At 64.4% G+C, this 24,161-nt stretch carries 28 protein-coding genes; 7 read left to right on the top strand and 21 right to left on the bottom strand.

Going from position 1 to position 24,161, the window contains the following annotated elements:
* Positions 1 to 101: 101 nt before the first annotated feature.
* The 12 genes from FPP74_RS00850 to rpsJ form a co-directional block, all read right to left on the bottom strand.
* Positions 102 to 1,604, bottom strand: coding sequence for a SulP family inorganic anion transporter (locus tag FPP74_RS00850; RefSeq protein ID WP_144716823.1), 1,503 nt, complete (start codon positions 1,602 to 1,604; stop codon positions 102 to 104).
* 159 nt (positions 1,605 to 1,763) lie between these two features.
* Positions 1,764 to 2,048: a 30S ribosomal protein S17 gene (gene rpsQ, locus FPP74_RS00855; protein WP_095277945.1), complete on the bottom strand. Its 285-nt coding sequence runs from the start codon at positions 2,046 to 2,048 to the stop codon at positions 1,764 to 1,766.
* A 2-nt stretch (positions 2,049 to 2,050) separates the two neighbouring features.
* A complete protein-coding gene (rpmC, locus tag FPP74_RS00860) occupies positions 2,051 to 2,281 on the bottom strand; it encodes a 50S ribosomal protein L29 (RefSeq protein ID WP_038588270.1) in 231 nt (76 codons plus the stop codon).
* The gene (gene rplP / locus FPP74_RS00865) at positions 2,281 to 2,697 is read right to left on the bottom strand and encodes a 50S ribosomal protein L16 (RefSeq protein ID WP_095277947.1); all 417 of its coding nucleotides are present in this window, start codon (positions 2,695 to 2,697) and stop codon (positions 2,281 to 2,283) included. Before rplP ends, rpmC begins: the two co-directional genes overlap by 1 nt.
* 4 nt (positions 2,698 to 2,701) lie before the next feature.
* Positions 2,702 to 3,445, bottom strand: a complete 744-nt coding sequence (gene rpsC / locus FPP74_RS00870) for a 30S ribosomal protein S3 (RefSeq protein ID WP_095277949.1) — start codon at positions 3,443 to 3,445, stop codon at positions 2,702 to 2,704.
* Positions 3,445 to 3,804 carry a 50S ribosomal protein L22 gene (gene rplV / locus FPP74_RS00875; RefSeq protein ID WP_095277951.1) on the bottom strand — a complete coding sequence of 120 codons (360 nt, stop codon included), beginning with the start codon at positions 3,802 to 3,804 and terminating at the stop codon, positions 3,445 to 3,447. Before rplV ends, rpsC begins: the two co-directional genes overlap by 1 nt.
* Before the next feature lie 3 nt (positions 3,805 to 3,807).
* On the bottom strand, positions 3,808 to 4,083 hold the full coding sequence (gene rpsS / locus FPP74_RS00880) for a 30S ribosomal protein S19 (protein ID WP_095277954.1): 276 nt from the start codon (positions 4,081 to 4,083) through the stop codon (positions 3,808 to 3,810).
* Between the two features lie 16 nt (positions 4,084 to 4,099).
* Positions 4,100 to 4,939 (bottom strand): 50S ribosomal protein L2, encoded by an 840-nt coding sequence (gene rplB / locus FPP74_RS00885; protein WP_095277956.1) that lies wholly within the window; start codon positions 4,937 to 4,939, stop codon positions 4,100 to 4,102.
* Positions 4,940 to 4,980: 41 nt separating this feature from the next.
* Positions 4,981 to 5,286 carry a 50S ribosomal protein L23 gene (rplW, locus tag FPP74_RS00890; RefSeq protein ID WP_095277958.1) on the bottom strand — a complete coding sequence of 102 codons (306 nt, stop codon included), beginning with the start codon at positions 5,284 to 5,286 and terminating at the stop codon, positions 4,981 to 4,983.
* Positions 5,287 to 5,955 carry a 50S ribosomal protein L4 gene (gene rplD, locus FPP74_RS00895; protein ID WP_095277960.1) on the bottom strand — a complete coding sequence of 223 codons (669 nt, stop codon included), beginning with the start codon at positions 5,953 to 5,955 and terminating at the stop codon, positions 5,287 to 5,289.
* Positions 5,952 to 6,608 (bottom strand): 50S ribosomal protein L3, encoded by a 657-nt coding sequence (gene rplC, locus FPP74_RS00900; protein WP_095277962.1) that lies wholly within the window; start codon positions 6,606 to 6,608, stop codon positions 5,952 to 5,954. Before rplC ends, rplD begins: the two co-directional genes overlap by 4 nt.
* 41 nt (positions 6,609 to 6,649) lie before the next feature.
* Positions 6,650 to 6,955, bottom strand: a complete 306-nt coding sequence (rpsJ, locus tag FPP74_RS00905; protein WP_038588232.1) for a 30S ribosomal protein S10 — start codon at positions 6,953 to 6,955, stop codon at positions 6,650 to 6,652.
* 656 nt (positions 6,956 to 7,611) lie between these two features.
* Here rpsJ and FPP74_RS00910 point away from each other — a divergent pair.
* The 6 genes from FPP74_RS00910 (at position 7,612) to FPP74_RS00935 (ending at position 10,987) form a co-directional block, all read left to right on the top strand.
* On the top strand, positions 7,612 to 8,124 hold the full coding sequence (locus FPP74_RS00910) for an Asp23/Gls24 family envelope stress response protein (RefSeq protein WP_095535286.1): 513 nt from the start codon (positions 7,612 to 7,614) through the stop codon (positions 8,122 to 8,124).
* A 2-nt stretch (positions 8,125 to 8,126) separates the two neighbouring features.
* Positions 8,127 to 8,429: a hypothetical protein gene (locus FPP74_RS00915; RefSeq protein WP_095537556.1), complete on the top strand. Its 303-nt coding sequence runs from the start codon at positions 8,127 to 8,129 to the stop codon at positions 8,427 to 8,429.
* 87 nt (positions 8,430 to 8,516) lie between these two features.
* A complete protein-coding gene (locus FPP74_RS00920) occupies positions 8,517 to 8,717 on the top strand; it encodes a hypothetical protein (protein ID WP_095277968.1) in 201 nt (66 codons plus the stop codon).
* On the top strand, positions 8,717 to 9,700 hold the full coding sequence (locus tag FPP74_RS00925; RefSeq protein WP_144716825.1) for an Asp23/Gls24 family envelope stress response protein: 984 nt from the start codon (positions 8,717 to 8,719) through the stop codon (positions 9,698 to 9,700). Before FPP74_RS00920 ends, FPP74_RS00925 begins: the two co-directional genes overlap by 1 nt.
* Positions 9,684 to 10,430 carry a hypothetical protein gene (locus tag FPP74_RS00930; protein ID WP_186439355.1) on the top strand — a complete coding sequence of 249 codons (747 nt, stop codon included), beginning with the start codon at positions 9,684 to 9,686 and terminating at the stop codon, positions 10,428 to 10,430. The genes FPP74_RS00925 and FPP74_RS00930 overlap by 17 nt, the downstream gene beginning before the upstream one ends.
* A complete protein-coding gene (locus tag FPP74_RS00935; protein WP_144716827.1) occupies positions 10,427 to 10,987 on the top strand; it encodes a hypothetical protein in 561 nt (186 codons plus the stop codon). The genes FPP74_RS00930 and FPP74_RS00935 overlap by 4 nt, the downstream gene beginning before the upstream one ends.
* A 24-nt stretch (positions 10,988 to 11,011) precedes the next feature.
* Here FPP74_RS00935 and FPP74_RS00940 read toward each other — a convergent pair whose 3' ends face one another.
* The 5 genes from FPP74_RS00940 to rpsL all read right to left on the bottom strand — a co-directional run bounded on the left by FPP74_RS00940 (position 11,012) and on the right by rpsL (position 16,594).
* Positions 11,012 to 11,704, bottom strand: a complete 693-nt coding sequence (locus tag FPP74_RS00940) for a hypothetical protein (protein WP_095547647.1) — start codon at positions 11,702 to 11,704, stop codon at positions 11,012 to 11,014.
* A 112-nt stretch (positions 11,705 to 11,816) separates the two neighbouring features.
* Entirely contained in the window at positions 11,817 to 13,007 is a 1,191-nt protein-coding gene (gene tuf / locus FPP74_RS00945; RefSeq protein ID WP_095277977.1) for an elongation factor Tu, read from the bottom strand.
* Between the two features lie 363 nt (positions 13,008 to 13,370).
* Entirely contained in the window at positions 13,371 to 15,491 is a 2,121-nt protein-coding gene (gene fusA, locus FPP74_RS00950) for an elongation factor G (RefSeq protein WP_095547648.1), read from the bottom strand.
* A 257-nt stretch (positions 15,492 to 15,748) separates the two neighbouring features.
* A complete protein-coding gene (rpsG, locus tag FPP74_RS00955; protein ID WP_095277982.1) occupies positions 15,749 to 16,216 on the bottom strand; it encodes a 30S ribosomal protein S7 in 468 nt (155 codons plus the stop codon).
* 6 nt (positions 16,217 to 16,222) lie between these two features.
* A complete protein-coding gene (gene rpsL / locus FPP74_RS00960) occupies positions 16,223 to 16,594 on the bottom strand; it encodes a 30S ribosomal protein S12 (protein WP_076598032.1) in 372 nt (123 codons plus the stop codon).
* A gap of 244 nt (positions 16,595 to 16,838) precedes the next feature.
* Between rpsL and FPP74_RS00965 the strand changes: the two genes are divergently transcribed.
* Positions 16,839 to 18,164: a hypothetical protein gene (locus FPP74_RS00965; RefSeq protein WP_144716829.1), complete on the top strand. Its 1,326-nt coding sequence runs from the start codon at positions 16,839 to 16,841 to the stop codon at positions 18,162 to 18,164.
* On the opposite strand, the gene FPP74_RS00970 is transcribed toward FPP74_RS00965, so the two are convergent.
* From FPP74_RS00970 to FPP74_RS00985, 4 genes are all read right to left on the bottom strand, one after another.
* Positions 18,104 to 18,796 carry a hypothetical protein gene (locus tag FPP74_RS00970; RefSeq protein ID WP_095277987.1) on the bottom strand — a complete coding sequence of 231 codons (693 nt, stop codon included), beginning with the start codon at positions 18,794 to 18,796 and terminating at the stop codon, positions 18,104 to 18,106. The genes FPP74_RS00965 and FPP74_RS00970 overlap by 61 nt on opposite strands.
* Positions 18,793 to 19,299 carry a hypothetical protein gene (locus tag FPP74_RS00975; RefSeq protein ID WP_144716831.1) on the bottom strand — a complete coding sequence of 169 codons (507 nt, stop codon included), beginning with the start codon at positions 19,297 to 19,299 and terminating at the stop codon, positions 18,793 to 18,795. Before FPP74_RS00975 ends, FPP74_RS00970 begins: the two co-directional genes overlap by 4 nt.
* Complete coding sequence (locus FPP74_RS00980) at positions 19,296 to 19,940, bottom strand: hypothetical protein (RefSeq protein ID WP_144716833.1); 645 nt, start codon at positions 19,938 to 19,940, stop codon at positions 19,296 to 19,298. Before FPP74_RS00980 ends, FPP74_RS00975 begins: the two co-directional genes overlap by 4 nt.
* A 134-nt stretch (positions 19,941 to 20,074) precedes the next feature.
* Entirely contained in the window at positions 20,075 to 24,073 is a 3,999-nt protein-coding gene (locus FPP74_RS00985; RefSeq protein ID WP_095546816.1) for a DNA-directed RNA polymerase subunit beta', read from the bottom strand.
* Positions 24,074 to 24,161: the final 88 nt, after the last annotated feature.

The following is a 24,161-nucleotide window of genomic DNA, read 5'->3' on the forward strand; positions in this document are numbered from 1 at the left end:
GGGGCGGCGCGGCTGCGCCAATTACCCCCGATCGTACCGGCTAAAAAGCGGTGCGCGGTGGCTTTCCCCCAACAGCCAGTTCGCCGGCACCTCCGCGTCCCCTACCCCATCACGCCGGTCAATTTCCCGTGGAACGCGCTCGAACGCTCGCCCATCCCCACGAAGGTCACCGTCTTCCCGTACTGGGCGTAGCGCTGCTCGATGGAATCCAGCGCAGCGATCGTGGACGCATCCCACAGGGTGGCCTCGCTGAGGTCCACCACCACCCGTTCCGGGTCGGCGGAGTACCGAAACAGCGTGGTCAAGTCGTTCGAAGACGCGAACAGGAGCTGGCCGCGCACCGCGTAGCGCGCCTCACCGTCGACCTCCTCGCGGGTGACCTCCACCAGGTGCGCCACGTTACGCACGAACACCACGGACGCCGCGAGCACGCCGACCACCACGCCGATGGCCAGGTTGCCCGTCAGGATCACCACGACCACGGTAAGCGCCATAATGACCGTCTCAGACAGCGGGAGCTTGCGCAGCGTGGACGGGCGCACCGAGTGCCAGTCAAAACTGCCGATGGCCACCATGATCATCACGGCCACGAGCGCTGCCATGGGGATCTGGCCGACCAGCTCATTGAGCAGCAGCATCAGCCCAAGCAGGAACGTGCCGGCGAGGAAGGTGGACACGCGGGTGCGCGCGCCCGACGCCTTGACGTTGATCATGGACTGCCCAATCACAGCGCAGCCGCCCATACCGCCGAAGAGGCTGGAGACCATGTTCGCGGCCCCCTGCCCGATCCCCTCGCGGGTCTTGTTGGAGTGGGTATCCGTGATCTCATCGATGAGTTTCGCCGTCAGCAGCGACTCCATGAGCCCCACCAGCGCCACCGCCAGCGCGTACGGGGCCACCACCTTGAGCGTGTCCAGTTCCCACGGGATCTGCGGCACCACCATGTGCGGCAGGGAGCGCGGTAGCTCGCCGCGGTCCCCCACGGTTGGCACGTCGATGCCAAACCCGATCACTACCGCGCTGACCACCACGATGGCCACGAGCGGCGGCGGCACCGCTTCCGTGATGCGCGGCATGGCAATCACGATGACCAGGCCGAGTGCGACGAGCGGGTAGACGGCGGCGGGGACGCCGAACAGCTCGGGCAGCTGCGCCGAAAAGACCATGATGGCCAGTGAGTTCACAAAGCCCACCATGACGCTGCGCGGGATGAACCGCATCAGTTTGGCCACCCCGAGCAGCGCCAGCACAATCTGGAACACGCCGGCGAGCATGATCGTGGCCAGCAGGTAGTCGTAGCCGTGCGCGCGCACGAGTGGCGCGACCACGAGTGCGACCGCGCCGGTCGACGCCGAGATCATGGCCGGCCTCCCGCCAACTATCGCCGTGACCGTCGCCATGATGAACGACGAGTACAGCCCCACCTTGGGGTCCACGCCCGCGATCACGGAGAAGCTGATCGCCTCCGGAATCAGCGCCAGGCCCACGACGAGCCCGGCCAGCACCTCCTTGCTCAGGATCCGCGGCGTTCGCAGCGCCTCCCACACTGTTGGCCGGGGCGCGTAGCGCTCGCCGGCCTGGGCGGTCAGCGTTTCCACAGGCATCAGGTCCTCCGGGTCTCGGGGTCAGCGACGTACACACTGTAGTACCGCGCCCGGGCAGATGCCTATCGACGCCTACTTGCCCGCCACGGTGGCGTCGATAAGCATGCAAAAACCGCACCCCCTTGGAGAGGGTGCGGTTGGTGCGGGGTCCGCTAGGGACTAGCGAGCCTTCTCGACGATCTCGACGAGACGGAAGTGCTTGTCCTTGGACAGCGGGCGGGTCTCCTCGATGAGGACCAGGTCGCCGACGCCGGCGGTGTTGTCCTCGTCGTGAGCCTTGACGCGGTTGGTCGTGCGGACAATCTTGCTGTACAGGCCGTGGGACTTGCGGTCCTCGACCTCAACGACGATGGTCTTGTCCATCTTGTCGGACACGACGTAGCCGCGGCGGCGCTTCTGCACTGCCTTCTGGGTGTTCTGTTCAGTCACGTTTGCCTCACTCATGATTAAGCCTCAGCTCCCGGGACGACGGACAGGCCGAGCTCTCGCTCGCGCAGCACGGTGTAGATGCGTGCGATGTCGCGCTTCACGGTGGAGATGCGGCGGTTGTTGGTCAGCTGGCCGGTCGCGAGCTGGAAGCGCAGGTTGAACAGCTCTTCCTTCGCGTCGGACAGGCGGCTCTTCAGCTCTTCATCGGTGAGTTCGCGGAACTCAGATGCGGGGGTACCGTTCGCCATTAGTACTGGTCCTCCTTCTTGATGATGCGAGTCTTGCACGGAAGCTTCGCAGCCGCACGGCGCAGAGCCTCGATGGCAACCTCGTCATTCGGGTAGGACATCTCGAAAAGGATGCGACCCGGCTTCACGTTGGCAACCCACTTCTCCACCGGGCCCTTACCGGAACCCATACGCACGCCGAGCGGCTTCTGGGTCAGCGGGCGGTCCGGGAAGATGTTGATCCAGACCTTGCCGCCACGCTTGACGTGGCGGTTGATGGCAATACGGGATGCCTCAATCTGACGGTTGGTGATGTAGGCCGGCTCGAGTGCCTGCAGGCCCCAGTCACCGAAGTTAATGGTGTTCCCGCCCTTGGACACGCCACGACGGTTCGGGCGGTGCTGGCGGCGGTACTTCACGCGCTTAGGGATAAGCATGTGTTTAGCCCTCCTGCTTCTTCTCGGCGCGCTGGCGGCGCTGGCCGCCGCGACGCGGGCGACGGTCGCCGCGGCCACGGCGCTCGTTGGACGGAGCGTTGAGCTCGGACTCGCGGACACCGCCAACAACGTCGCCCTTGTAGATCCAGACCTTGACGCCGATGACGCCGAAGGTGGTGTGGGCTTCTGCGGTGCCGTAGTCGATCTCCGCACGCAGGGTGTGCAGCGGCACACGGCCTTCGTGGTAGCGCTCGACGCGGGACATTTCAGCGCCACCCAGACGGCCAGAGGTCATCACCTTGATGCCCTTGACCTGCGGGTTGCGCATTGCGGACTGGATAGCCTTGCGCATTGCGCGACGGAACGCAACACGGTTGACCAGCTGCTCAGCGATGGACTGTGCAACGAGGGTCGCGTTGGCGTCAACGTTCTTGACCTCGAGGATGTTGAGGGCGACCATCTTGCCGGTGAGCTTCTCCAGCTCGCGGCGGATGCGGTCAGCCTCAGCACCGCGGCGGCCAATCACAATGCCCGGGCGGGCGGTGTGAATGTCAACGCGGACGCGGTCGCGGGTGCGCTCGATGTTGACGTCGGCGATGCCGGCGCGCTCGAGGCCCTTGGACAGGAATTCACGGATCTTGATGTCCTCGTGAACGTAGTCTGCGTAGTTCTTGTCGGCGTACCAGTGGGACTTGTAGTCAGCGGTGATACCCAGGCGCAGGCCGTGTGGGTGAATTTTCTGGCCCATTACTTAGCCCCTTCCTTGGACTCGACAACGACGGTGATGTGGGACGTGCGCTTCCGGATCTGGAAGGCGCGGCCCTGGGCGCGCGGCTGGTAGCGACGCATAGTGGGGCCTTCGTTGGCCCAGCACTCGGACACGACGAGCGTGCGCGGGTCCAGACCGAAGTTGTTCTCGGCGTTGGCAGCTGCGGAAGCAACAACCTTCGCAACATCCTTGGACGCTGCCTGCGGCGCGTACTTCAGGATGGCGAGTGCCTCAGATACGGACTTACCGCGGACGAGGGCCAGCACGCGGCGGGCCTTCATCGGGGAAGTGCGGACGAACTTGGCCGTCGCGGATGCAGTGGTGATTGTGTCAGCCATTGCTTATCGACGTCCCTTCTCTACCTTGACGTGACCCTTGAAGGTCTTGGTTGGTGCAAACTCGCCGAGCTTGTGACCGACCATGGACTCATCGACAAACACCGGGACATGCTTACGGCCGTCGTGGACGGCGAAAGTGTGTCCGATGAAATCGGGGAGAATGGTCGAGCGGCGGGACCAGGTCTTGATGACCTGCTTGGTGCCGGCCTCGTTCTGAGCATCCACCTTGTTGAGGAGGTGCTCATCGACGAACGGGCCCTTCTTCAGGCTGCGTGGCATGTCTGTTTACCTCCTCTTAGCGCTTCTTGTTCTTCGAGCGACGACGACGCACGATCATGTTGTTGGAGTAACGGTTCGGGTTGCGGGTACGGCCTTCCTTCTGGCCCCACGGGGAAACCGGGTGACGGCCACCGGAAGTCTTACCCTCACCACCACCGTGCGGGTGGTCGACCGGGTTCATGACAACACCGCGGACAGTGGGCCTCCAGCCCTTCCAGCGCATACGGCCGGCCTTGCCCCAACGGATGTTGATCTGGTCAGCGTTGCCAACCTCGCCCACCGTTGCGCGGCAGCGGATGTCCACGCGACGGATCTCGGAGGACGGCATACGCAGCACGGCGTAGGAGCCTTCCTTACCCAGCAGCTGGATCGAAGACCCAGCGGAACGGGCAAGCTTGGCGCCAGCACCGGGCTTGAGCTCCACAGCGTGGATGGTGGTACCGGTCGGGATGTTGCGCAGCGGAAGGTTGTTGCCAACCTTGATGTCCGCGTTAGCGCCCGACTCGATCACGGTGCCCTGCTTCAGGCCCTTCGGCGCAATGATGTAGCGCTTCTCACCGTCGTAGTAGTGGAGCAGTGCAATGTTTGCGGTGCGGTTCGGGTCGTACTCGATGTGAGCGACCTTTGCCAGCACGCCGTCCTTGTCGGAACGGCGGAAGTCGATGACGCGGTAGCGACGCTTGTGGCCGCCGCCGCGGTGACGAGTGGTGATGTGGCCGTGGGTGTTACGGCCACCCTTCTTCGGGAGCGGGCGCAGCAGCGACTTTTCCGGGGTCGAGCGAGTGATCTCGTCGAACTCGGAAACGGAGCTGGCACGGCGACCCGGAGTTGTCGGCTTGTATTTACGAATAGCCATAGTGTGTCCTTTTCTATCGGTGTCTTCTGCAGCAGCCGCTGTTAGGCGGTTGCACCGCCGAAGATGTCGATGGAGTCGCTGCCCTCGCGGAGAGTGACGTAGGCGCGCTTGGTGTCCTTGCGCTTGCCGTAGCCGGTGCGGGTGCGCTTGCGCTTGCCCTCACGGTTGGCGGTGTTCACCGAAGCGACGTCGACGCCGAAGATCTCTTCCACGGCGATCTTGATCTGGGTCTTGTTAGCAGACGGGCTGACATAGAACGTGTAGGTGTTCTGCTCCATCAGCGCGTAGGTCTTCTCGGAGAGGACCGGGGCGATGATGATGTCGCGCGGGTTAACAGTCTTAGCCATTTACTTCTCCTCCTCCGCAGCGGTGGCGGTAGCCTGTGCCGCGTCGCGGTTGATGAAGGTGTGCAGTGCCTCGACCGAGAAGACCACGTCGTCTGCGTTGAGCACGTCGTAGGTGTTCAGCTGACCCGGCTCGATGATGTGGACGCCCGGCAGGTTCCTTGCGGAAAGACGGGAGTTGTTGTCATCGCGGCCGATCACCAGCAGAACGGACTTACGGTCGGTCAGGCGCTCCAGGAAGGTGCGTGCAGACTTGGTCGAGGGCTTCTGGCCCGGGACCAGGTCCTCAACGACGTGGATGCGTGCGTTACGCGCGCGGTCGGTGAGGGCACCTACGAGAGCTGCCTTAATCATTTTCTTGGGGGTGCGCTGCGCGTAGGAACGCGGCTGCGGACCGTGAACGGTGCCGCCGCCGGTGAACTGCGGAGCGCGGATGGAACCCTGGCGGGCACGGCCGGTGCCCTTCTGGCGGAACGGCTTCTTACCACCGCCGCGCACGTCGGCGCGGGTCTTGGTGGCGTGGGTTCCCTGACGAGCTGCTGCGAGCTGTGCGGTGACAACCTGGTGCAGCAGCGGGATGGAAGCTTCGCGGTCAAAAAGTTCTGCCGGAAGCTCTACGGAACCGTTGGTCTTTCCGTCAGCGGTGTGGACGTCAAGCGTCAGGTTCGTCATGCGTGAGCACCGCCCTTCACTGCGGTCTTGACGGTAACAACGCTGCCCTTGGCGCCCGGGATTGCACCCTTGACCAGGATCAGATTGTTGTCGCCGTCGATGCGTTGGATCTTCAGGTTCTGGGTGGTAACGCGGTTACCGCCCATGCGGCCAGCCATGCGCTTGCCCTTGAAGACACGGCCCGGGGTAGCACAGCCACCGATGCCGCCGACGCGGCGGTGGGAGGCCTGGTTACCGTGTGCGGCACCCTGGCCGGCAAAGCCGTGGCGCTTCATCGCGCCGGCAAAGCCCTTGCCCTTGGTGGTGCCGACGACGTCGACGAACACGTCGCCGTCGAAGATGGTGGCGTTGTATTCCTGGCCGACCTCGTACTCGGAGGTATCGTCCATGCGGATCTCCGCAACAACGCGACGCGGCGTCACGCCAGCCTTCTTGAAGTGGCCAGCCTGCGGCTTCTTGGACTTACGGGGGTCAATGTCGCCGTAAGCAATCTGGATGGCGTCGTAGCCATCGGTCTCTTTGGTACGGATCTGGGTGACCACACACGGCCCAGCCTCGACGACGGTCACCGGGATTACGCGGTTCTCATCGTCGAAGACCTGGGTCATGCCGAGCTTCTTACCCAGAATGCCCTTGATCTGGTTCTCAGACATGTATTAGTTCTCCACTACTGAACGTTTTGGGGATCTCTTGCTTACTGGATGTTCACGTCGACGCTTGCCGGAAGGTCGATGCGCATGAGCGCGTCAACGGTCTTCGGCGTCGGATCGAGAATGTCGATGAGGCGCTTGTGAGTGCGCATCTCGAAGTGCTCGCGAGAGTCCTTGTACTTGTGGGGAGAACGAATAACGGCGTACACGTTCTTTTCGGTGGGCAACGGCACCGGTCCAACGACGCGGGCACCCGTGCGGGTGACCGTAGCAACGATCTTCTTCGCAGATGCGTCGATCGCCTCGTGGTCGTAGGCCTTGAGCCTGATGCGGATCTTCTGTCCCGCCACGCTTACCTCTTCCTCGCATCCCCACTTTCAATTCCCGCCTCGCTCGTAGTTGAACGAGGCAAAGACGAAGCGGTGGGGTTTGTAGCTTCTAGTTTCTCTATAACGTTGTCCGGGCTGGGCCCATGGCTCAACGCCAGTGTCGTTTCATTGACTTCTTGACACTTCCGGAAGGTGACAAGGCGCTAGCAAATAACTGCGCGCTGCAAGTCAGTGCTTCTGCCTCGGCGCGTGCCGGGGTGCAAGACTCGGAAGGGTGCGTGACCCTTGCGTACTGCCGCTGTTTATTTGCCATGGCGCCTTCTCCGGTCCTGCCCGTGTCTCATGGCAGGCCCTTCAACCGAAGGTGTCATGTTTACCGGACCATCGCGCTTGCGCGCCATGTTTCGGCAACCCGAGTATTAAAGCACGTCCTCCTCATTTACGCAAGCCCGAGCTTTTTCGCTTCTCGACGCCCCCACCTCCCCCTCATCCCGCCACCCCAAAGATTGCAACTTAATACCAATTCGTGCCGGGTCTCCTCAACGCCCGGAGCCTCGGCGCGGAAAATGTGTACCCTTGTTTGCTGAGCCCGCTCATCCATCAGTTCATCGCTTGTACGCAGGTGGAACGGGCCGATTTTTCTACAGCTACAAAACGCAGTGAAGGAAGGACCAGTCATGGCCGATCACACTCTGAACGAGAACACCCCTGCCCCCACCGACTCCACCTCGACCGCCGTGGACGCCGAGCAGACCCGTCCGCGCAACGAGAACCTGGAGTCCGACTCCGGCTCCACCGTCATCGATGACAACGTCGTGGGCAAGATCGCCGGCATCGCTGCACGCGAGGTCTCCGGCGTGTACAACCTGGGCGGCGGCGCTGCCCGTATGTGGGGCGCGGTCCGCGAATCTCTGACCTCCTCCACCAACGTCCAGCAGGGCGTCAACGTGGCTGTCGAGGACGGTCACACCTCCGTCGCCGTGGCGATCATCGCTGAGTACGGCGTGGCTATCCACGAGCTGGCGAACGCGATCCGCGAGAACGTTACCGTCGCGCTGACCCGCATGACCGGCCTGATCGTTGACCGCGTCGACGTCACCGTGCACGACGTGCACCTGCCGGAGCAGGAGGACGAGTCCGACAACGAGGACGCTGCATTCCAGTCCAATAACCAGGCGCTGGGTCAGTAGTTATGGCGCGGACCCCCATCACCCTTGAGGTCGGGGAAGCCGTCCGCGACAGTGCGCTCGGTGTTCCCGGTGTCGCTGCCCTGGACAATGGCCGCGTCGGCGAGGTAGCGCTCCTGCTGCCAAAGGCCCGCATCGACGGCTTGCGCCAGGTCGCCCGCAACGACGACCGCGGCATCGAAGTGCACATCGTCTTCGACACGGCGTCGGGGCGCGACATTCAGTCAGTAGCCGAGGATGTCCGCTCCGCCGTACTCGGCGCGACGGACCTCCCGTTCGTTGACGTCGTCGTGGCCGACGCACGGTAGGCACCCGGATCTCGTCTCATGCGGCTGAGCGCCGCCCCGCCACCCGCGGGGGCGCACGGCCACCAATCCCCGAAAAGTGGTATTGATATGAATCTTTCTTCCAATAAAACGCTGGCCGGCGTGATCATCGGCGTGGTCATCGCATTCTTCGTCATGTTCGGCGGATGGCTGGGCCTGCTTTGGCTGCTGCTATTCACCATCGTCGGTGGCGTCATCGGCGCGCAGCTCGACGGCCGCCTCGACATCGCCGAGATCCTGAGCACGAGCTCCGGTAAAGGCCGCAGCTAATGGGTACGACGTTCTACCACATCAGCGAGCGCTCAGTTGAGCGCATCGCCGAGGTGGCGGCTTCGTCGGTGCCCGGCACCCTCGCGGTGGATGCGAAGCTCGCCGGACTGGCCGGCCGCAGCTTCCCCAGAATTGATGTCCACCTCGACCGACAATCGGGTGTCGCGGCAATCGAAGCCGAGATCGCTACCGCCTACCCCGCGCCGATCGCCGCCATCACGGACGCCGTGCGCGCCACCGTGATCTCCCACGTGCGCACCCTCACCGGTCTGGACGTCTCGCGCGTCAACGTGTCCGTTTCCAGCGTGGAGGCGCAGGACCTGAACTCGCGCGTGACGTGGGACGACGTGGCAAGCCACTCCGCGTTTGCCATCCCGACGCCGATCAAAGTCAACCAGCTCAAGGTGACCTCTCCAGTGACGCGGGAGCGCCAACCGCTGAAGGCCATCCACGCGCGTTCCCTCGTGGACGACATGTGGGAGTTCAACACGCCGCGCCCGACGAAGGTCGCGTCGGTGCACGCGCCAGCCGCACCCACCGCGAGGTCCATCCGTGCGCCGAAACCGATGGACGTGCAGACGAAGGGCTTTGTGGCCGCAGGGCCGAGGCTCAGGGGCGTCGATAAGCCTGCTCCTGCGCAGCCGTGGTCCCCGCGCACCCCGGAGCCGCGCGTGCCAGCACCGTTCACCGTGAACTCCACGCAGCTCAAGCGCGTGCGGGTGCCGGAGCCCGCAGCGGTGCGCCGCACCGAGGTGCCGCCTCGCCGCAGGCTCACCGAGATCACCGCCGCCCCGCTGCGCCTGCGGAAGGTGGAGACGCGGCCGGCGCGCCCGCTGCGCAAGGTCACGGTCAACGCCACGCCGCTGCGCGAGCCTCAGGTCCCGACGCCGCAGCGCGTCGTCCGCCCGCGAGCGCCGCGCCCGCAACCGCTGAAACAGATCTCTATTACACCGGTGGTGAATAAGTATGACCGCACCCGATAGCACCTCCGCGCCGACTTACGACGCCACAGCACCGGTCGACCAGCCGCACACCCAGACCGTGCAGCCCACCGCACACCCGGCGGGCCCGCACCCGGGCGACGAGCCGCGGGCAAACCCCGCTGTCCGCTGGCTCACCCTGCTGATCGGTCTGATCCTGCTCGCGCTCGCCGCGGTGGTCGGCCGCGACCTGTGGTACTTCTTCCAAAACAGCAATTCCGACGATTCGTGGCTGCGCCCGGTCTTCGAGTTTGTCGGCCGCGCCACCATGGACGTCACCGCCGTGACGGTGGGCATCATCATCGCCATCATCGGTCTCGTGCTCATCGTCTACGCCTTCGTGCCCAGGGGACGCACGCACGTGCGTGTTGATTCGCCGGCGTCCATCTGGACCCGCCCGGTGGACATCGCGCGCAAGGCGACCCACACCACGCGCGCCGAGGTCGGCAACGCGCGCATCCAGTCCCGCGCGGACCGCAAGAAGCTGCGCGTGCAGGTCGAGGACGACGGCTCCGGTGCCGCGCTCCAGGAGCGCCTGACCTCGGTGCTGTCCGGCGAATTCCAGCGGCTCACCACCCCGCCCGCCATCAGCGTCAAGGTCACGCCGAAGCAGCAGAGCGCCTCGACCAGCACGGCGAGTGCGGAGAACCAGACCGGCAGCGCTGCCGACGCGTACGCCACGCCGGAATCAGCCGCAGAGATTTCCCAGCAGACCCAGGGGGTTCAGCGATGAGCAAGACACTGTCCTTCTTCGACCGACTCGTTGTGTTCCTCGTCGGCCTGCTCATGCTGGTCGCGGGGCTCATCCCCGTGGCCTACTACTGGGAAATCCCCTACGTGAGCGAGTACCTCAACCGCTTCGACCGCGAATCGCTGGGCACAACGCCCGACGAGTCCTGGTACCGCACGGCGCTGATCATCGCGTTCGTCGCTCTGCTGATTCTTGGCGCATGGTTCGTCCTGGCCAACATCCGCAGCCGCGCGTTCAGCACCCGCGAGATCATGTCCGCGGACTCGCAGCACGGCGACAGCACAATAAACGTTGCCCGTGTCGCCGACGCCGCCTGCGCGTTCCTGGAAAAGTCCGAGATGGTTACCGAGGCCCGCAGCAAGGTCTCCGTTGTGGGCAACCGCCCCACGGCGCGCTTCACCGTCACTGCGTCCCCGAGCTATTCGCTTGACGACGTCACGCGGTTCCTCGAAGCCGCCGACGAGGACTTCCGTCTGGCCAACCACACCATGGAGATTGACACGGTGTGGCAGCTGCACCTGGATAGGATCGTCGCGTAGCGCCCCGTGCCGCTGGACCGGCTCCTACACCTCCAGCAGCACGATCTGCGTCACTCGCCCCAGCGAGGCCGGCCCCGCGCCGCCTCCTGGGGCGATTTGCATGTCCTCCCCCACTGCACACCGCAGGATCCGCGACCACCGCAACTCCTCGCGAGCCGTCGCGCGGCGCCCCTCGGGCCGCCACACACGCAGACGCTGACCCAGCACGGCACGTGCGCCGTCCTCGAGCGCAACGAACCACCGGGCACCCCCAATGTCCCCGCGCTCCAGCCCCGCAAGTTCCGGCGCGTCCTGCGCGTCCAGCACCGTCACGAGCCTCACCACCCCAAGACGGTGCTGGAACCCTTCCGTGTCCTCGACGACGAGCGGCCTGCCCGGCCCCACGGGCCGAAACGCCGCGTACTTCCACACGCTGGGCATCTGATCCGGGTTCGCGCTTGAGCGCACCACCACGGTGCTGCCGTCCATGCTCACTTCATGTGCGGGTTCCTCGGTGGTGATCAGCACGGGTTGTTCCGGGAGCTCGCGCAGCAGCGCGGGGTGTTCGGCTTCGAGTTCGCGGAGCAGCCCCAGGAGTTCCTCGTCCGTGGTGCCGTAGGAGGCTCCCCGGTTTTGCAGCACGCCGATCAGCGCGGAGAGCGACAAGTCGGGTTGGCCCTCCCACGTGTCTCGGAGCGCGTCGAGGAGGGTGGGGATGCGGGTTGGGTCGTTGTGCACAGTTGCAGAGTCTAATCAGGCGCTGAATTCGGGCGCGCGAAAAGGGCCACCTCCCCTCGCGGGGTGGTGGCCCTTTGCTTATGCTCTGGTGATTACCAGATCAGCGACTGAATTAGTCGAGGATCTTGGTAACGCGGCCAGCGCCGACGGTGCGGGAGCCCTCGCGGATAGCGAAGCGCAGGCCCTCGTCCATAGCGACCGGCTGGATGAGCTCGACGGACATGTCGACGTTGTCGCCCGGCATGACCATCTCGGTGCCCTCCGGCAGCTTCACAACACCGGTAACGTCGGTGGTGCGGAAGTAGAACTGCGGACGGTAGTTGTCGAAGAACGGGGTGTGGCGGCCGCCCTCGTCCTTGGACAGGACGTAGACGGAACCCTCGAACTTGGAGTGCGGGGTGTAAGCGCCCGGTGCGATGACAACCTGGCCACGCTCAACGTCCTCGCGCTTCAGGCCACGGAGCAGCAGTGCTGCGTTGTCGCCAGCCTCAGCGGTGTCGAGGAGCTTGTTGAACATCTCGATGGAGGTGACGGTGGTCTTGGTGGCCTTGTCACGGATGCCGATGATCTCGACCTCGTCGTTGATGTTCAGGACGCCACGCTCAACACGGCCGGTCACAACGGTACCGCGGCCGGAGATGGTGAAGATGTCCTCAACCGGCATCAGGAACGGCTTGTCGGTCTCGCGCTCCGGATCCGGGATGGAGTTGTCGCAGGCTTCCATCAGGTCGATGACGGACTGGACCCACTTCTCGTCGCCCTCGAGAGCCTTCAGAGCGGAGATCTGGACGATCGGAGCTTCCTCGTCGAACTCCTGCTCGGCCAGCAGCTCGCGGACCTCCATCTCAACGAGCTCGATGATCTCTTCGTCGTCAACCATGTCGCACTTGTTCAGTGCAACGAGGATGTACGGGACGCCAACCTGGCGAGCGAGCAGCACGTGCTCACGGGTCTGCGGCATCGGGCCGTCGGTAGCAGCGACGACGAGGATAGCGCCATCCATCTGAGCAGCGCCGGTAATCATGTTCTTGATGTAGTCGGCGTGGCCCGGGGCGTCAACGTGTGCGTAGTGACGCTTCGGGGTGTTGTACTCCACGTGGGAGATGTTGATGGTGATGCCGCGCTCGCGCTCCTCCGGAGCCTTGTCAATCGCGTCGAACGCGAAGGCCTTGTTCTCCTCCGGGTAAGCGTCAGCGAGCACCTTGGTGATTGCGGCGGTGGTGGTGGTCTTGCCGTGGTCGACGTGACCGATGGTGCCGATGTTCACGTGCGGCTTGCTGCGCTCGAACTTTTCCTTTGCCACTGTATGTCCTCCTGGACTTCATGGTGGCTACGACCTTCGCAGCCACGTAGTTTACATTTGCCCTGCCCCGGCCCCGTTCACACGATGCCGAGGGCAATGACCATTTCACAATGTGCCAGTTACATGATCCTAGATATTTGGTGACCGTTTTTCAAACCGGTCGACCCGAAAAACCCGGATCTACCAAGTGAGTAACGGCCGGCTCAGACACCCACAGTCTGCGGACGACCCTCGACGGATCCTTCCGAGCTGTGCGGTGACTCAGCCCAGCCGTTACCCCTTTGGCGGGAGCGCCTCCCCCATCAGCCGGTACCTCCGCTGGCACGCGGAGCTACCGTCCGAGGAAGGTGCCGGGACGATGGACTAGTTGCCGTTGCGCTCGTCGATGATCTCCTGTGCGACGGACTGCGGAACCTCAGCGTAGGAGTCGAACACCATGGTGAAGTTCGCGCGGCCGGCGGTGGAGGAGCGCAGGTCGCCGATGTAGCCGAACATCTCGGACAGCGGCACCTTTGCCTTGACGACCTTCGCGCCGGAGCGGTCCTCCATTGCGTAGACCTGGCCACGACGGGAGCTGATGTCACCGTTGACGGTGCCCATGAACTCCTCCGGGGTCACGACCTCGACGGCCATGAGCGGCTCGAGCAGCACCGGCTTTGCCTTCGCAACTGCTTCCTTCAGCACCTGGGAGCCGGCCATCTTGAAGGCCATCTCGGAGGAGTCGACCTCGTGGTAGGCACCGTCTTCCAGGGTGGCCTTGATGTTCACCAGCGGGAAGCCAGCCAGGTAGCCGTACTGCATCGCGTCCTGGATACCAGCGTCGACGGACGGGATGTACTCCTTCGGAACGCGGCCACCGGTGACGGCGTTCTCGAACTTGTAGGTCGCGGACTCGCCCTCCTCCAGGGTCTCCGGATCCGGATCGTACGGCTCGATGGTGACGATGACCTTTGCAAACTGGCCGGAACCACCGGTCTGCTTCTTGTGGGTGTAGTCCAGGGACTCGACCTTCTTGCGGATGGTCTCGCGGTAGGCAACCTGCGGGTTACCAATGTTTGCCTCGACCTTGAACTCGCGCTTCATGCGGTCAACCAGGACGTCGAGGTGCAGCTCGCCCATGCCGCCGATGACGGTCTGGCCGGTCTCCTCGTCGAGCTTGACGGTGAAGGTCGGGTCCTCTTCCGCCAGCTTCTGGATAGCGGTACCCAGCTTCTCCTGGTCGGCCTTGGTCTTCGGCTCAATTGCCACCTGGATAACCGGATCCGGGAAGTCCATGGACTCCAGGATGATCGGGTGGTCCGGGTTGCAGAGGGTGTCACCCGTGGTGGTCTGCTTCAGGCCGATGAACGCGTAGATGTTACCGGCGTCGGCGTGCTCGACCGGGTTCTCCTTGTTCGCGTGCATCTGGAAGAGCTTGCCCACGCGCTCCTTGTTCTGCTTGGTGGAGTTGAGCATGTTCTCGCCCGGGATAGCCTGGCCGGAGTACACGCGCACGTAGGTGAGCTTGCCAAAGAACGGGTGGACGGCGACCTTGAAGGCCAGTGCGGAGAACGGCTCCTCCACGGACGGCTTACGGGTCATCGGGGTCTCGCCGTCGAGGGCGGTGCCGTGCACCTCGCCCACGTCGAGCGGGCTCGGCAGGTAATCGACGACAGCGTCGAGCAGTGGCTGGACACCCTTGTTGCGGTAAGCGGTACCGCACAGGACCGGGTAGATCTCGGAGTTGACCGTCATCTTGCGGATGGCAGCCTTGATCTCGTCCTTGGTCAGCTCCTCGCCGCCGAAGTACTTCTCCATGAGCTCCTCGTCGGACTCAGCGACTGCCTCGAGCAGCTTCTCGCGGTACTCCTCAGCCTTGTCCTTGAGGTCGGCCGGGATCTCCTCGATGGTCGGCTCTGCACCGGTCTCGACCTTGCCGCGCCAGGTGATGGCCTGCATGTCAATCAGGTCGACGACGCCGTCGAACTCGTCCTCAGCGCCGATCGGCAGCTGCATTACCAACGGCTTCGCGCCGAGGCGGTCGATGATGGTCTGCACGGTGAAGTAGAAGTCAGCGCCCAGCTTGTCCATCTTGTTGACGAAGCAGATACGCGGCACGTCGTACTTAGCAGCCTGGCGCCAGACCTGCTCGGACTGCGGCTCAACGCCCTCCTTGCCGTCGAACACGGCAACAGCGCCGTCGAGCACGCGCAGGGAGCGCTCCACCTCAACGGTGAAGTCCACGTGGCCCGGGGTGTCGATGATGTTGATCTGGTTGGAGTCCCAGAAACAGGTCACGGCAGCGGACGTAATGGTGATGCCGCGCTCCTTCTCCTGCTCCATCCAGTCGGTGGTGGAAGCACCGTCGTGGGTCTCGCCGACCTTACGGTTGATGCCGGTGTAGAAGAGGATGCGCTCGGTCGTGGTGGTCTTACCAGCATCGATGTGAGCCATGATGCCGATGTTGCGAACCTTGTGCAGGTCCTTAAGCACTTCTTGTGCCACGTTATTACCCCAACTTAAAAGTCGTCGACGCTCTGCAGACTCGGGGGAATCTCCAGCGGGCGCCTATGGCGAATAATTTCCTTTGTCAATTCTGCCACCTTTTTCATCAAATGGCAGGGTGAGTCGCGTCGGTCATTCCAAAAAACACCCGGACGCAACTGCACAACAACGATGCACGAAGCAGATATTCAATTTGCTTCTACGCAGTTGCGGCAGCTGACGTCCGGGTGTCATAGAAAAACCGTGCGCGCCGGTCATTACCAGCGGTAGTGGGCGAAGGCGCGGTTGGCCTCGGCCATCTTGTGCATGTCCTCGCGACGCTTCACGGAAGCGCCGAGACCGTTGGATGCATCCAGGATCTCGTTAGCAAGGCGCTCGACCATCGTGTTCTCACGACGCTGGCGGGTGAAGGTCACCATCCAGCGAAGTGCGAGGGTGTTGGAACGGCCGGGCTTGACCTCAACCGGGACCTGGTAGGTCGCGCCACCAACACGGCGGGAACGAACCTCGAGGTCCGGGCGGATGTTGCCCAGGGCCTTCTCCAGGGTGCCAACCGGGTCGGTGCCGGTCTTCTCGCGGCACGCCTCGAGTGCGCCGTAGACGATGCGCTCGGCGGTGGACTTCTTGCCGTCCTGCAGCACCTTGTTCACCAGCTGGGTAACAAGTTCGGACTGGTAAACCGGGTCCTTGACTACGGGACGCTTCGGAGCTTGCTGTTTACGCATTTCTGATTACTGTCCCTTCTTTGCGCCGTAACGGGAACGAGCCTGCTTACGGTCCTTGACGCCCTGGGTATCCAGTGCGCCGCGGATGATCTTGTAGCGGACACCCGGGAGGTCCTTCACACGACCACCACGCACGAGCACCATGGAGTGCTCCTGCAGGTTGTGGCCCTCACCCGGGATGTATGCGGAAACCTCGATGCCGGAGGTCAGGCGCACACGGGCGACCTTACGCAGTGCCGAGTTCGGCTTCTTCGGAGTGGTGGTGTACACGCGGGTGCACACGCCGCGACGCTGGGGCGAGCCCTTCAGCGCAGCGGTAGCCACCTTCTTGCTCTTATCGTGGCGGCCCTTGCGGACCAGCTGCTGAATAGTAGGCATTCACGCTCTTTCTGTTAAGCGGTGCGCGCTAAGGTGGCCGTACATGCAAAAATGGGGGCTCTTTTCGGGGCCCTGCCGTGTGCATGAACTACCTGACCGCGAGTGCGCAGCCGCACGGAGTTCGTATCTTTCCGCCACGCGAATTATCGCGAGCGAAACCTCATACAAGCTACATCACCCCGCGTCACAAGAGCAAATCGCTTATCGACGAGCCACCCGACGCCTCCTCATTTACACTGCAAGCATGTCGACCACGACCTCACCGCCGGGTGAGTTCTCCCAGTCTGCGCGCGAGATCGCAGCCGAGTCCGTCATCATTCCCGTACGCGCCGCCGGTCTCCTCCTCCGGCACCTCCCGCAGCTCATCACGTGTGTCTGCCTGGGCCTGACGGGACGCCAAGCCGTGATCTGGCTCGCGGTGTGGATTTCCAACTTCAGCAAGGTCGGGGCCAGCCTGGTGATGCCGCTTGCTCCGCTCTCCGTCATGGTCGCACTGATCTACGCCCTTTGGTACCTCCGCCCGTCGCTCCCCTTCCTCTCCCGGGCGATTCCGGGGCGGGAGGAGACGTCGTCACGCACGCGCCTGTTTTCGGCGGGCGGGATGCTGATTTCGTTTCTCACTGTGTACGCCACGCACGGCATGCTTAAGGAGGACCTCGCCGCGTTCCGCCGCGCCGCCACGAACGACGAATTCATGAACCAGGGCTTTGCCGCGGACTTTAGCCGGGTGTTCGTCGACGGCACCGCATCCCTGCTCGCCCTTATTATGGTGACGATCGTGCTGCGCAAGATTATTGGTTACTTCGCGCTGGCAGAACGCGGTCTCGGCCTCACCTATCTCGCCGCCTACCTCGACGTGCTGTGGATGTCCACCGTATCGATATTTGTGACCAACAAGCTCACAGACGTACATGATTGGGCGCTGAGCAGGCGGGGAATTGCGCCCGCGTACGACCGCTACGTGGACCTGAGGGACGGCATTGCCGAGCACACAGGCATCCTCGCCAGCGCCTGGGATTGGCTGGCGGAGGCGTTACCGGTGATCAACCAGCTGGTGACCATTCCGGTCGCGTGGCTCACCCTCGGCGCAGTGGTCTTCGGCACGTCGCTGGTTGCCAGCCGGGAGAAGGAAGCGGCGCCGGACGCCGAAGCTGCGGACAGCTCGCAGCGCTTCAGGAGGCGGGCGCGCCACGTGGTTGAAAAGGAGGCCAAGTATGTTGCCAACCAGGCGATGCAGCCTATCGCCGGGCCGCTGAAGACCACGTGGAGCGGCCTTCGCACGCTGGCCAAGGCAGGCATCGTGCCAATGGTGATGTTTTGCATCGTGTTCATGCTCGCCGCCGGAGTCGAGTTGGGCGTGGTCGAGGTGGGTCGCGCCATCGTGGGACCACAGGACGCGCTTGTCAGCGAAGTCATCGCTGCGTACATCCTCATCGTCGCGCGCGCCGCGTACCTGTTGCTCGTGGTGTGCCTGATCGCCTCGGGGCTCGACTTCTTCCTGCGCCGCTCCTACTCGCCCGCCGCAGATCCCGATGCGTCTCTCGCCTTAGACTCCGGGTCGTCCACGTAGTTTTTCGGCTCCGGCAGGTCGAGGGTGACGTAGTCGGGCTCGTTCCACCCGAGGTGGAGCTGCTCCGGCTGCACGCCCTCCGGCATCGCGATGGGGATGAGTTTGCGCCACTCCTCCGGGCGCGGGTCACCCTGGACAACGCGGACCGTAGCGGTGCGGAGGTCCACCGACTCCGTCGCCGGCCCGCCCTCGCCCGGCGGGGTGCAGCTGTGCAGGGCGCTCATGTCACTCACCACTTCGCCGAAGATTTGATCCGTGCGCTGGTAGTCACGCCCGTCCGAGCCTGTCGCCCACATGCGGCAGTGGGACAGCACCGAGTCTTCCGGTGCGCGCCACTGGGTGAGTAGCGCCCAGATGGCAAACCCGTCGGGCGCATCGAGCCCGATCTCTTCCTCGTGTTCGACCCGTTGGAACCCGATCACCTCCACCTCAGCGGTGCGGCGCGGCGGCCCGCTCCCCTCCCCCTCCACGAGGCCATCGATGGGCAGGTCAAACGAGCCCGGGGTGCCGGCCGCGATGCGTTGCTCCTGGGTCCAGGACCACGGCCGATAGATCCCGAAGTACGGCTGCGACGATGCCGCCAGCATGCACCCGATCGCCACCGGGGCGGCAGCCCACCAGGCAAGTTTCATAGCGTGAGCCCCTCCCTGCTGATGTTTCCGGCATCGACTGGTTCGCCGAGCTCCAGCACCACCCGCGGCGCCATCTGCGTGGCGGACGGGTGCAAGAACAGCCTCGCCCCCGCAATCTGCTCTGCCGGCATTTCGAAGACGAGGGTGCACTGCGTAGGAAGTTGCGGGTACAGGGTGCCACACGACGACGCGAGGTGGTTCGCGGGTCCGTAGAGCGTGCCGTCGGTAGCCTTGATCTGCCCTTCGAGTACCTGGCCAGTATCGGGTGTGTGGGTAAAATCCACGACCAGCCAGCGGGCGTGCGTTGGCACGCCGTTGATCGCATCGGCGGTAATGGTGTGGACTCCATCAACCCGCCCGATCTTCGGTGCCTCGGCGCCGTAGTCAAACGGCGCGAAGGCCCGGTCCTGCGCGTCGGGAAGCTGCTCGCGGATGAGGCCGCCCAGGCTGAGCAGGGCCAGCGCCGCCGCGGTCGCCACTATTCGGCGCGGTACCGTCGTCACCGCAGGCTCACCTCCGCAGCACAGTCCTTGGTCAGCCAGGCCTTCGCCCCGTCCAGGAAGGAGGTACGGTACTCCAGCGACGTGATCACCAGCGTGTCCGCCTCCGCGGCATTCGTGCCGCTCGGGCCTTGGAAGATGAGCGCGACATCCAGCGGCACGCCAGGGTTGGGCGAGATCGCCTCGGACGGGGCAACCTCGGTGAGCGCCTCCGCGCTGTGCTTGCGTACGACCGCAGCTCTCATGTCCGGTTGCTCCTCTGGGCCAAGATGCGAGTCCTCTAGGGCGAACGCCATGAGGAACTGCGGCGCAGGGACAGGCCGCGAGGCGGTGTTGGTGAGTCGCATTTCCACCACGCGTGCGTCGCCAAGCGTATAGGTGCGCCGCACCGAGATCTCGAACGGTGCGGCCGTGAACTCGGCAGGCTGCGCGAGCGCACCGGTGCCCCTCGGCGCCGCGGCCACGGTGAGGCCCTCGGGCGGGGCCGCTTCCAGTCCGCCGCTGACACCGGTGATGCCCACAACCGCGAGCAACGCCGCGAGGGTCGCGTTGGTCCGGGTGCCAAGGTCGGCCGCGACCGATTTGGCCAATCCAGCAAATGGCCGGGGGCCTTTCGCCGCTGGTGTCGACGATACTTCGCTCACACCTGGAATCTAAGCAGAGTTTCCGCAGGCGCGCTCGGCACGCGTGCTTATCGACGCCAACGGCCCGGCCCCTACCGCACAGTTGCGGAGGAGCCGGGCCGGTTGGTGAGCAGACCTAGCTAACAGCCAGAAGGCTAGATCTGGTCGATGCCGTACTCGTCGAGCGGGACGGAGGCGCCGGTGTACTCGCCGTAGCCCTCGTCGCCGTAGATGCCCTCGCCGAAGCTCGGGATGGAGTACGCCGCGGAGCGCGCGGCCTCGGTCGGCTTGACCTGGATGTTGCGGTAGCGGGAAATGCCCGTACCGGCCGGGATCAGCTTACCGATGATCACGTTCTCCTTCAGACCGATGAGCTGGTCGGAGCGCTTGTTGATCGCGGCGTCCGTGAGCACGCGGGTCGTCTCCTGGAAGGAGGCGGCCGACAGCCAGGACTCGGTAGCTAGTGAGGCCTTGGTGATACCCATGATCTCGGAGCGCATCTCCGCCGGCTGACCCTCGTCCGCCACGGTGGCGGCGTTGACCTGGCGTGCCTCGGAGAGGTCGATCAGCGTGCCCGGCAGGAACTCGGTCGAGCCGGAGTCGATGACCGTGCCGCGGCGCAGCATCTGGCGGATGATGATCTCGATGTGCTTGTCGTGGATGGACACACCCTGGGTGCGGTACACGGCCTGCACCTCGTCGATGAGGTGCTTCTCCACGCCGCGACGGCCGAGGACCTCGAGCACGTCGTGCGGGTCTGCGGCACCGCGGAGCAGGCGCTCGCCCACCTCGACGTGGTCGCCCTCGCGCAGGGAGCGCTCGATCATGGCGTCCGGGTTGGACTCCATCGGGCGGCGCACCTGGGCCAGGCCCTGGCGCTTGGACAGCTTCTCGTACACCACGTCGTCGGAGTCGTCGTCCGGGTGGATGGTGAGGGTCCAGAAGTTGCCCTCGTCCTCCAGGGAGACCGTACCGGCGACCGACGCGATCGGAGCGCAGTTCTTGGGCACGCGGGCCTCGAACAGCTCCTGGACACGCGGCAGACCACCGGTAATGTCGCCGCCGACACCACCCTGGTGGAAGGTACGCATGGTCAGCTGGGTACCCGGCTCACCAATGGACTGTGCAGCGACGATGCCGACGGCCTCGCCGATGTCTACCAGCTGGCCGGACGCCATGGACTTGCCGTAGCACTTGGCGCAGACGCCGGTCGGGGTCTGGCAGGTCAGCACGGAGCGGACCTTGACCTCGGCGACGCCCTTCTGCACGAGCACGTCGATACGCTCCTCGGACAGCTCGGTGCCGGCCTCGAAGACGACGTTGCCCTCGGAGTCCTTCGCGTCGGAGGCCAGGACTCGGCCGGACACGGAGGTCTCCACCAGGTCATGGCGGACGAAGGAGTCACCAGCGGCCTCTGCCACCGGGACCTTGACGCCCTGGTGGGTGCCACAGTCCAGCTCGCGGACGATGACGTCCTGCGCCACGTCCACCAGGCGACGGGTGAGGTAGCCGGAGTCCGCGGTACGCAGTGCGGTATCGGCCAGGCCCTTACGGGAACCGTGGGAGTTGTTGAAGTACTCCATCACGGACAGGCCCTCGCGGAAGGAGGTCTTGATCGGGCGGGTGATGTACTCACCGCGCGAGTTCACGACCATGCCCTTCATGCCGGCCAGGGTCCAGATCTGGCGCATGTTACCGGCAGCACCGGACTTCACGATCATCGGAATCGGGTTGTCGTCCGGGTAGAGGTCCTCCACGGCCTGGCCGACCTTGTTGGTGGCGTCCTGCCACAGCTCAACCAGTCGGTCGTAGCGGTTCTCCTCGGTAAGCGCACCCTTCTCCCAGAACTTGCGCTCGATCTCCTCGGCTTCCTTCTCGTAACGCTCGAGGAACTGCGTCTTGTTCGGGAGCACCAGCACGTCAGACATGGTGATGGTCACGCCGGAACGGGTTGCCCAGTAGAAGCCGGCGTCCTTCATCTTGTCCAGCGTCTGCGCGACGGTGATCATGGGGTACTTCTCCACCATGTCCTGGATGATGTCACCCAGCAGCACCTTGCCGGCGCCGCCGCCCTTGCGCACCATGGCGCCTTCCTGGAAGGGGAAGTTGAACGGCAGAAGCTCGTTGAACATGATGCGGCCGAGCGTCGTCTCGGTCATCCATGCCTGGCCCTTGGTCCAGCCGTCCGGGAACTGCTCCTCCTCGACCTCAACGGTCGGGCGCAGGTGGTCGATGCGGACCTTGATCGGGGCCTGCAGGCCGAGCACGCCGCGGTCGTACGCCATGATCGCCTCGCGGTAGGAGGAGTAGACGCCTTGTGCCGGGCCGTTCTCGTCGGCAGGCGCGTAGGCGCCCTCGCCGCCGATCTCATCGGTGGACTTCAGCATGGTGAGGAAGTACAGGCCGGTCACCATGTCCAGGCGCGGCATTGCCAGCGGCTTGCCGGACGCCGGGGACAGGATGTTGTTGGAGGACAGCATCAGCACGCGGGCCTCCGCCTGCGCCTCTGCGGACAGCGGCAGGTGGACTGCCATCTGGTCGCCGTCGAAGTCAGCGTTGAACGCCTCGCACGCCAGCGGGTGCAGCTGGATGGCCTTGCCCTCGACCAGCTTCGGCTCGAAGGCCTGGATGCCCAGGCGGTGCAGGGTCGGTGCGCGGTTGAGCAGCACCGGGTGCTCGGAAATGGCCTCTTCGAGCACGTCCCACACCTCGGGGCGCTGGCGCTCCACCATGCGCTTCGCGCTCTTGATGTTCTGCGCGTACTGGTTGTCCACCAGGCGCTTCATCACGAACGGCTTGAACAGCTCGAGCGCCATCAGCTTTGGCAGACCGCACTCGTGCAGCTTGAGCTGCGGGCCGACGATAATCACGGAACGACCGGAGTAGTCGACGCGCTTACCCAGCAGGTTCTGGCGGAAGCGGCCCTGCTTGCCCTTGAGCAGGTCGGACAGGGACTTCAGCGGGCGGGAGCCCGGTCCGGTGACCGGACGGCCGCGGCGGCCGTTGTCAAACAGCGCGTCCACGGACTCCTGCAGCATGCGCTTCTCGTTGTTCACGATGATCTCGGGCGCGCCGAGGTCAATCATGCGCTTGAGGCGGTTGTTGCGGTTGATCACGCGACGGTACAGGTCGTTCAGGTCGGAGGTGGCGAAGCGTCCGCCGTCCAGCTGCACCATCGGGCGCAGCTCCGGCGGGATCACCGGGATCGCGTCCAGGATCATGCCGGCCGGGTCGTTGCCGGAGCGCTGGAACGCAGCGACGACCTTGAGGCGCTTGAGCGCGCGGACCTTCTTCTGGCCCTTGCCCTCAGCGATGATGGTGCGCAGCTCCTCGGCCTCGGACTCGAGGTCGAAGTTGCGGATCAGCGTCTGGATTGCCTCAGCGCCCATGCCGCCGGTGAAGTAGTCCTCGTAGCGGTCGACGAGCTCCTCGTAGAGCACCTCGTCGATAATCATCTGCTTCGGGGCGAGCTTCTGGAAGGTCTGCCAGATGTCGTCGAGGCGCTCGACCTCGCGCTCGCCGGCCTCGCGGATGTGCGTCATTTCCTTGTCGGCTGCCTGCTGCACCTTCTTGCGGGCAGCGGCGGTCGCGCCGGAAGCCTCGAGCTCGGCGAGGTCTTCCTCCAGCTTGTGTGCGCGCTCGGCGATCTCGGAGTTTGCGTCCTCCTCGACTTCCTTCTTCTCCAGCAGCATCTCCGCCTCGAGGGTGGACATGTCGTTGTGACGTGCCTCCTCGTCGACGCTGGTGATGATGTTGGCGGCGAAGTAGATGATGCGCTCCAGGTCCTTCGGAGCGAGGTCAAGCAGGTAACCCAGGCGAGACGGGACGCCCTTGAAGTACCAAATGTGGGTCACGGGAGCGGCGAGCTCGATGTGGCCCATGCGCTCGCGGCGCACCTTGGACTTGGTCACCTCGACGCCGCAGCGCTCGCAGATGATGCCCTTGTAACGGACGCGCTTGTACTTACCGCAGGCGCACTCCCAGTCGCGGGTGGGGCCGAAGATGCGCTCGCAGAACAGGCCGTCCTTCTCGGGCTTGAGGGTGCGGTAGTTGATGGTCTCCGGCTTCTTCACTTCGCCGTGGGACCACTTACGAATGTCTTCTGCAGTGGCCAGGCCGATGCGAAGCTCGTTGAAGAGGTTTACGTCAAACACGTAAATTCCCTTTCACCTCCCCCAGCTGGGGAGGATTGCGTGTGGATAGTTTCTTCTCGTTTCATTCAGGGCGCCGCAAGCACAAGTG

It is taken from the genome of Corynebacterium sp. NML180780 (assembly GCF_007786415.1).
Taxonomy (GTDB): Bacteria; Actinomycetota; Actinomycetes; order Mycobacteriales; family Mycobacteriaceae; genus Corynebacterium; species Corynebacterium gottingense.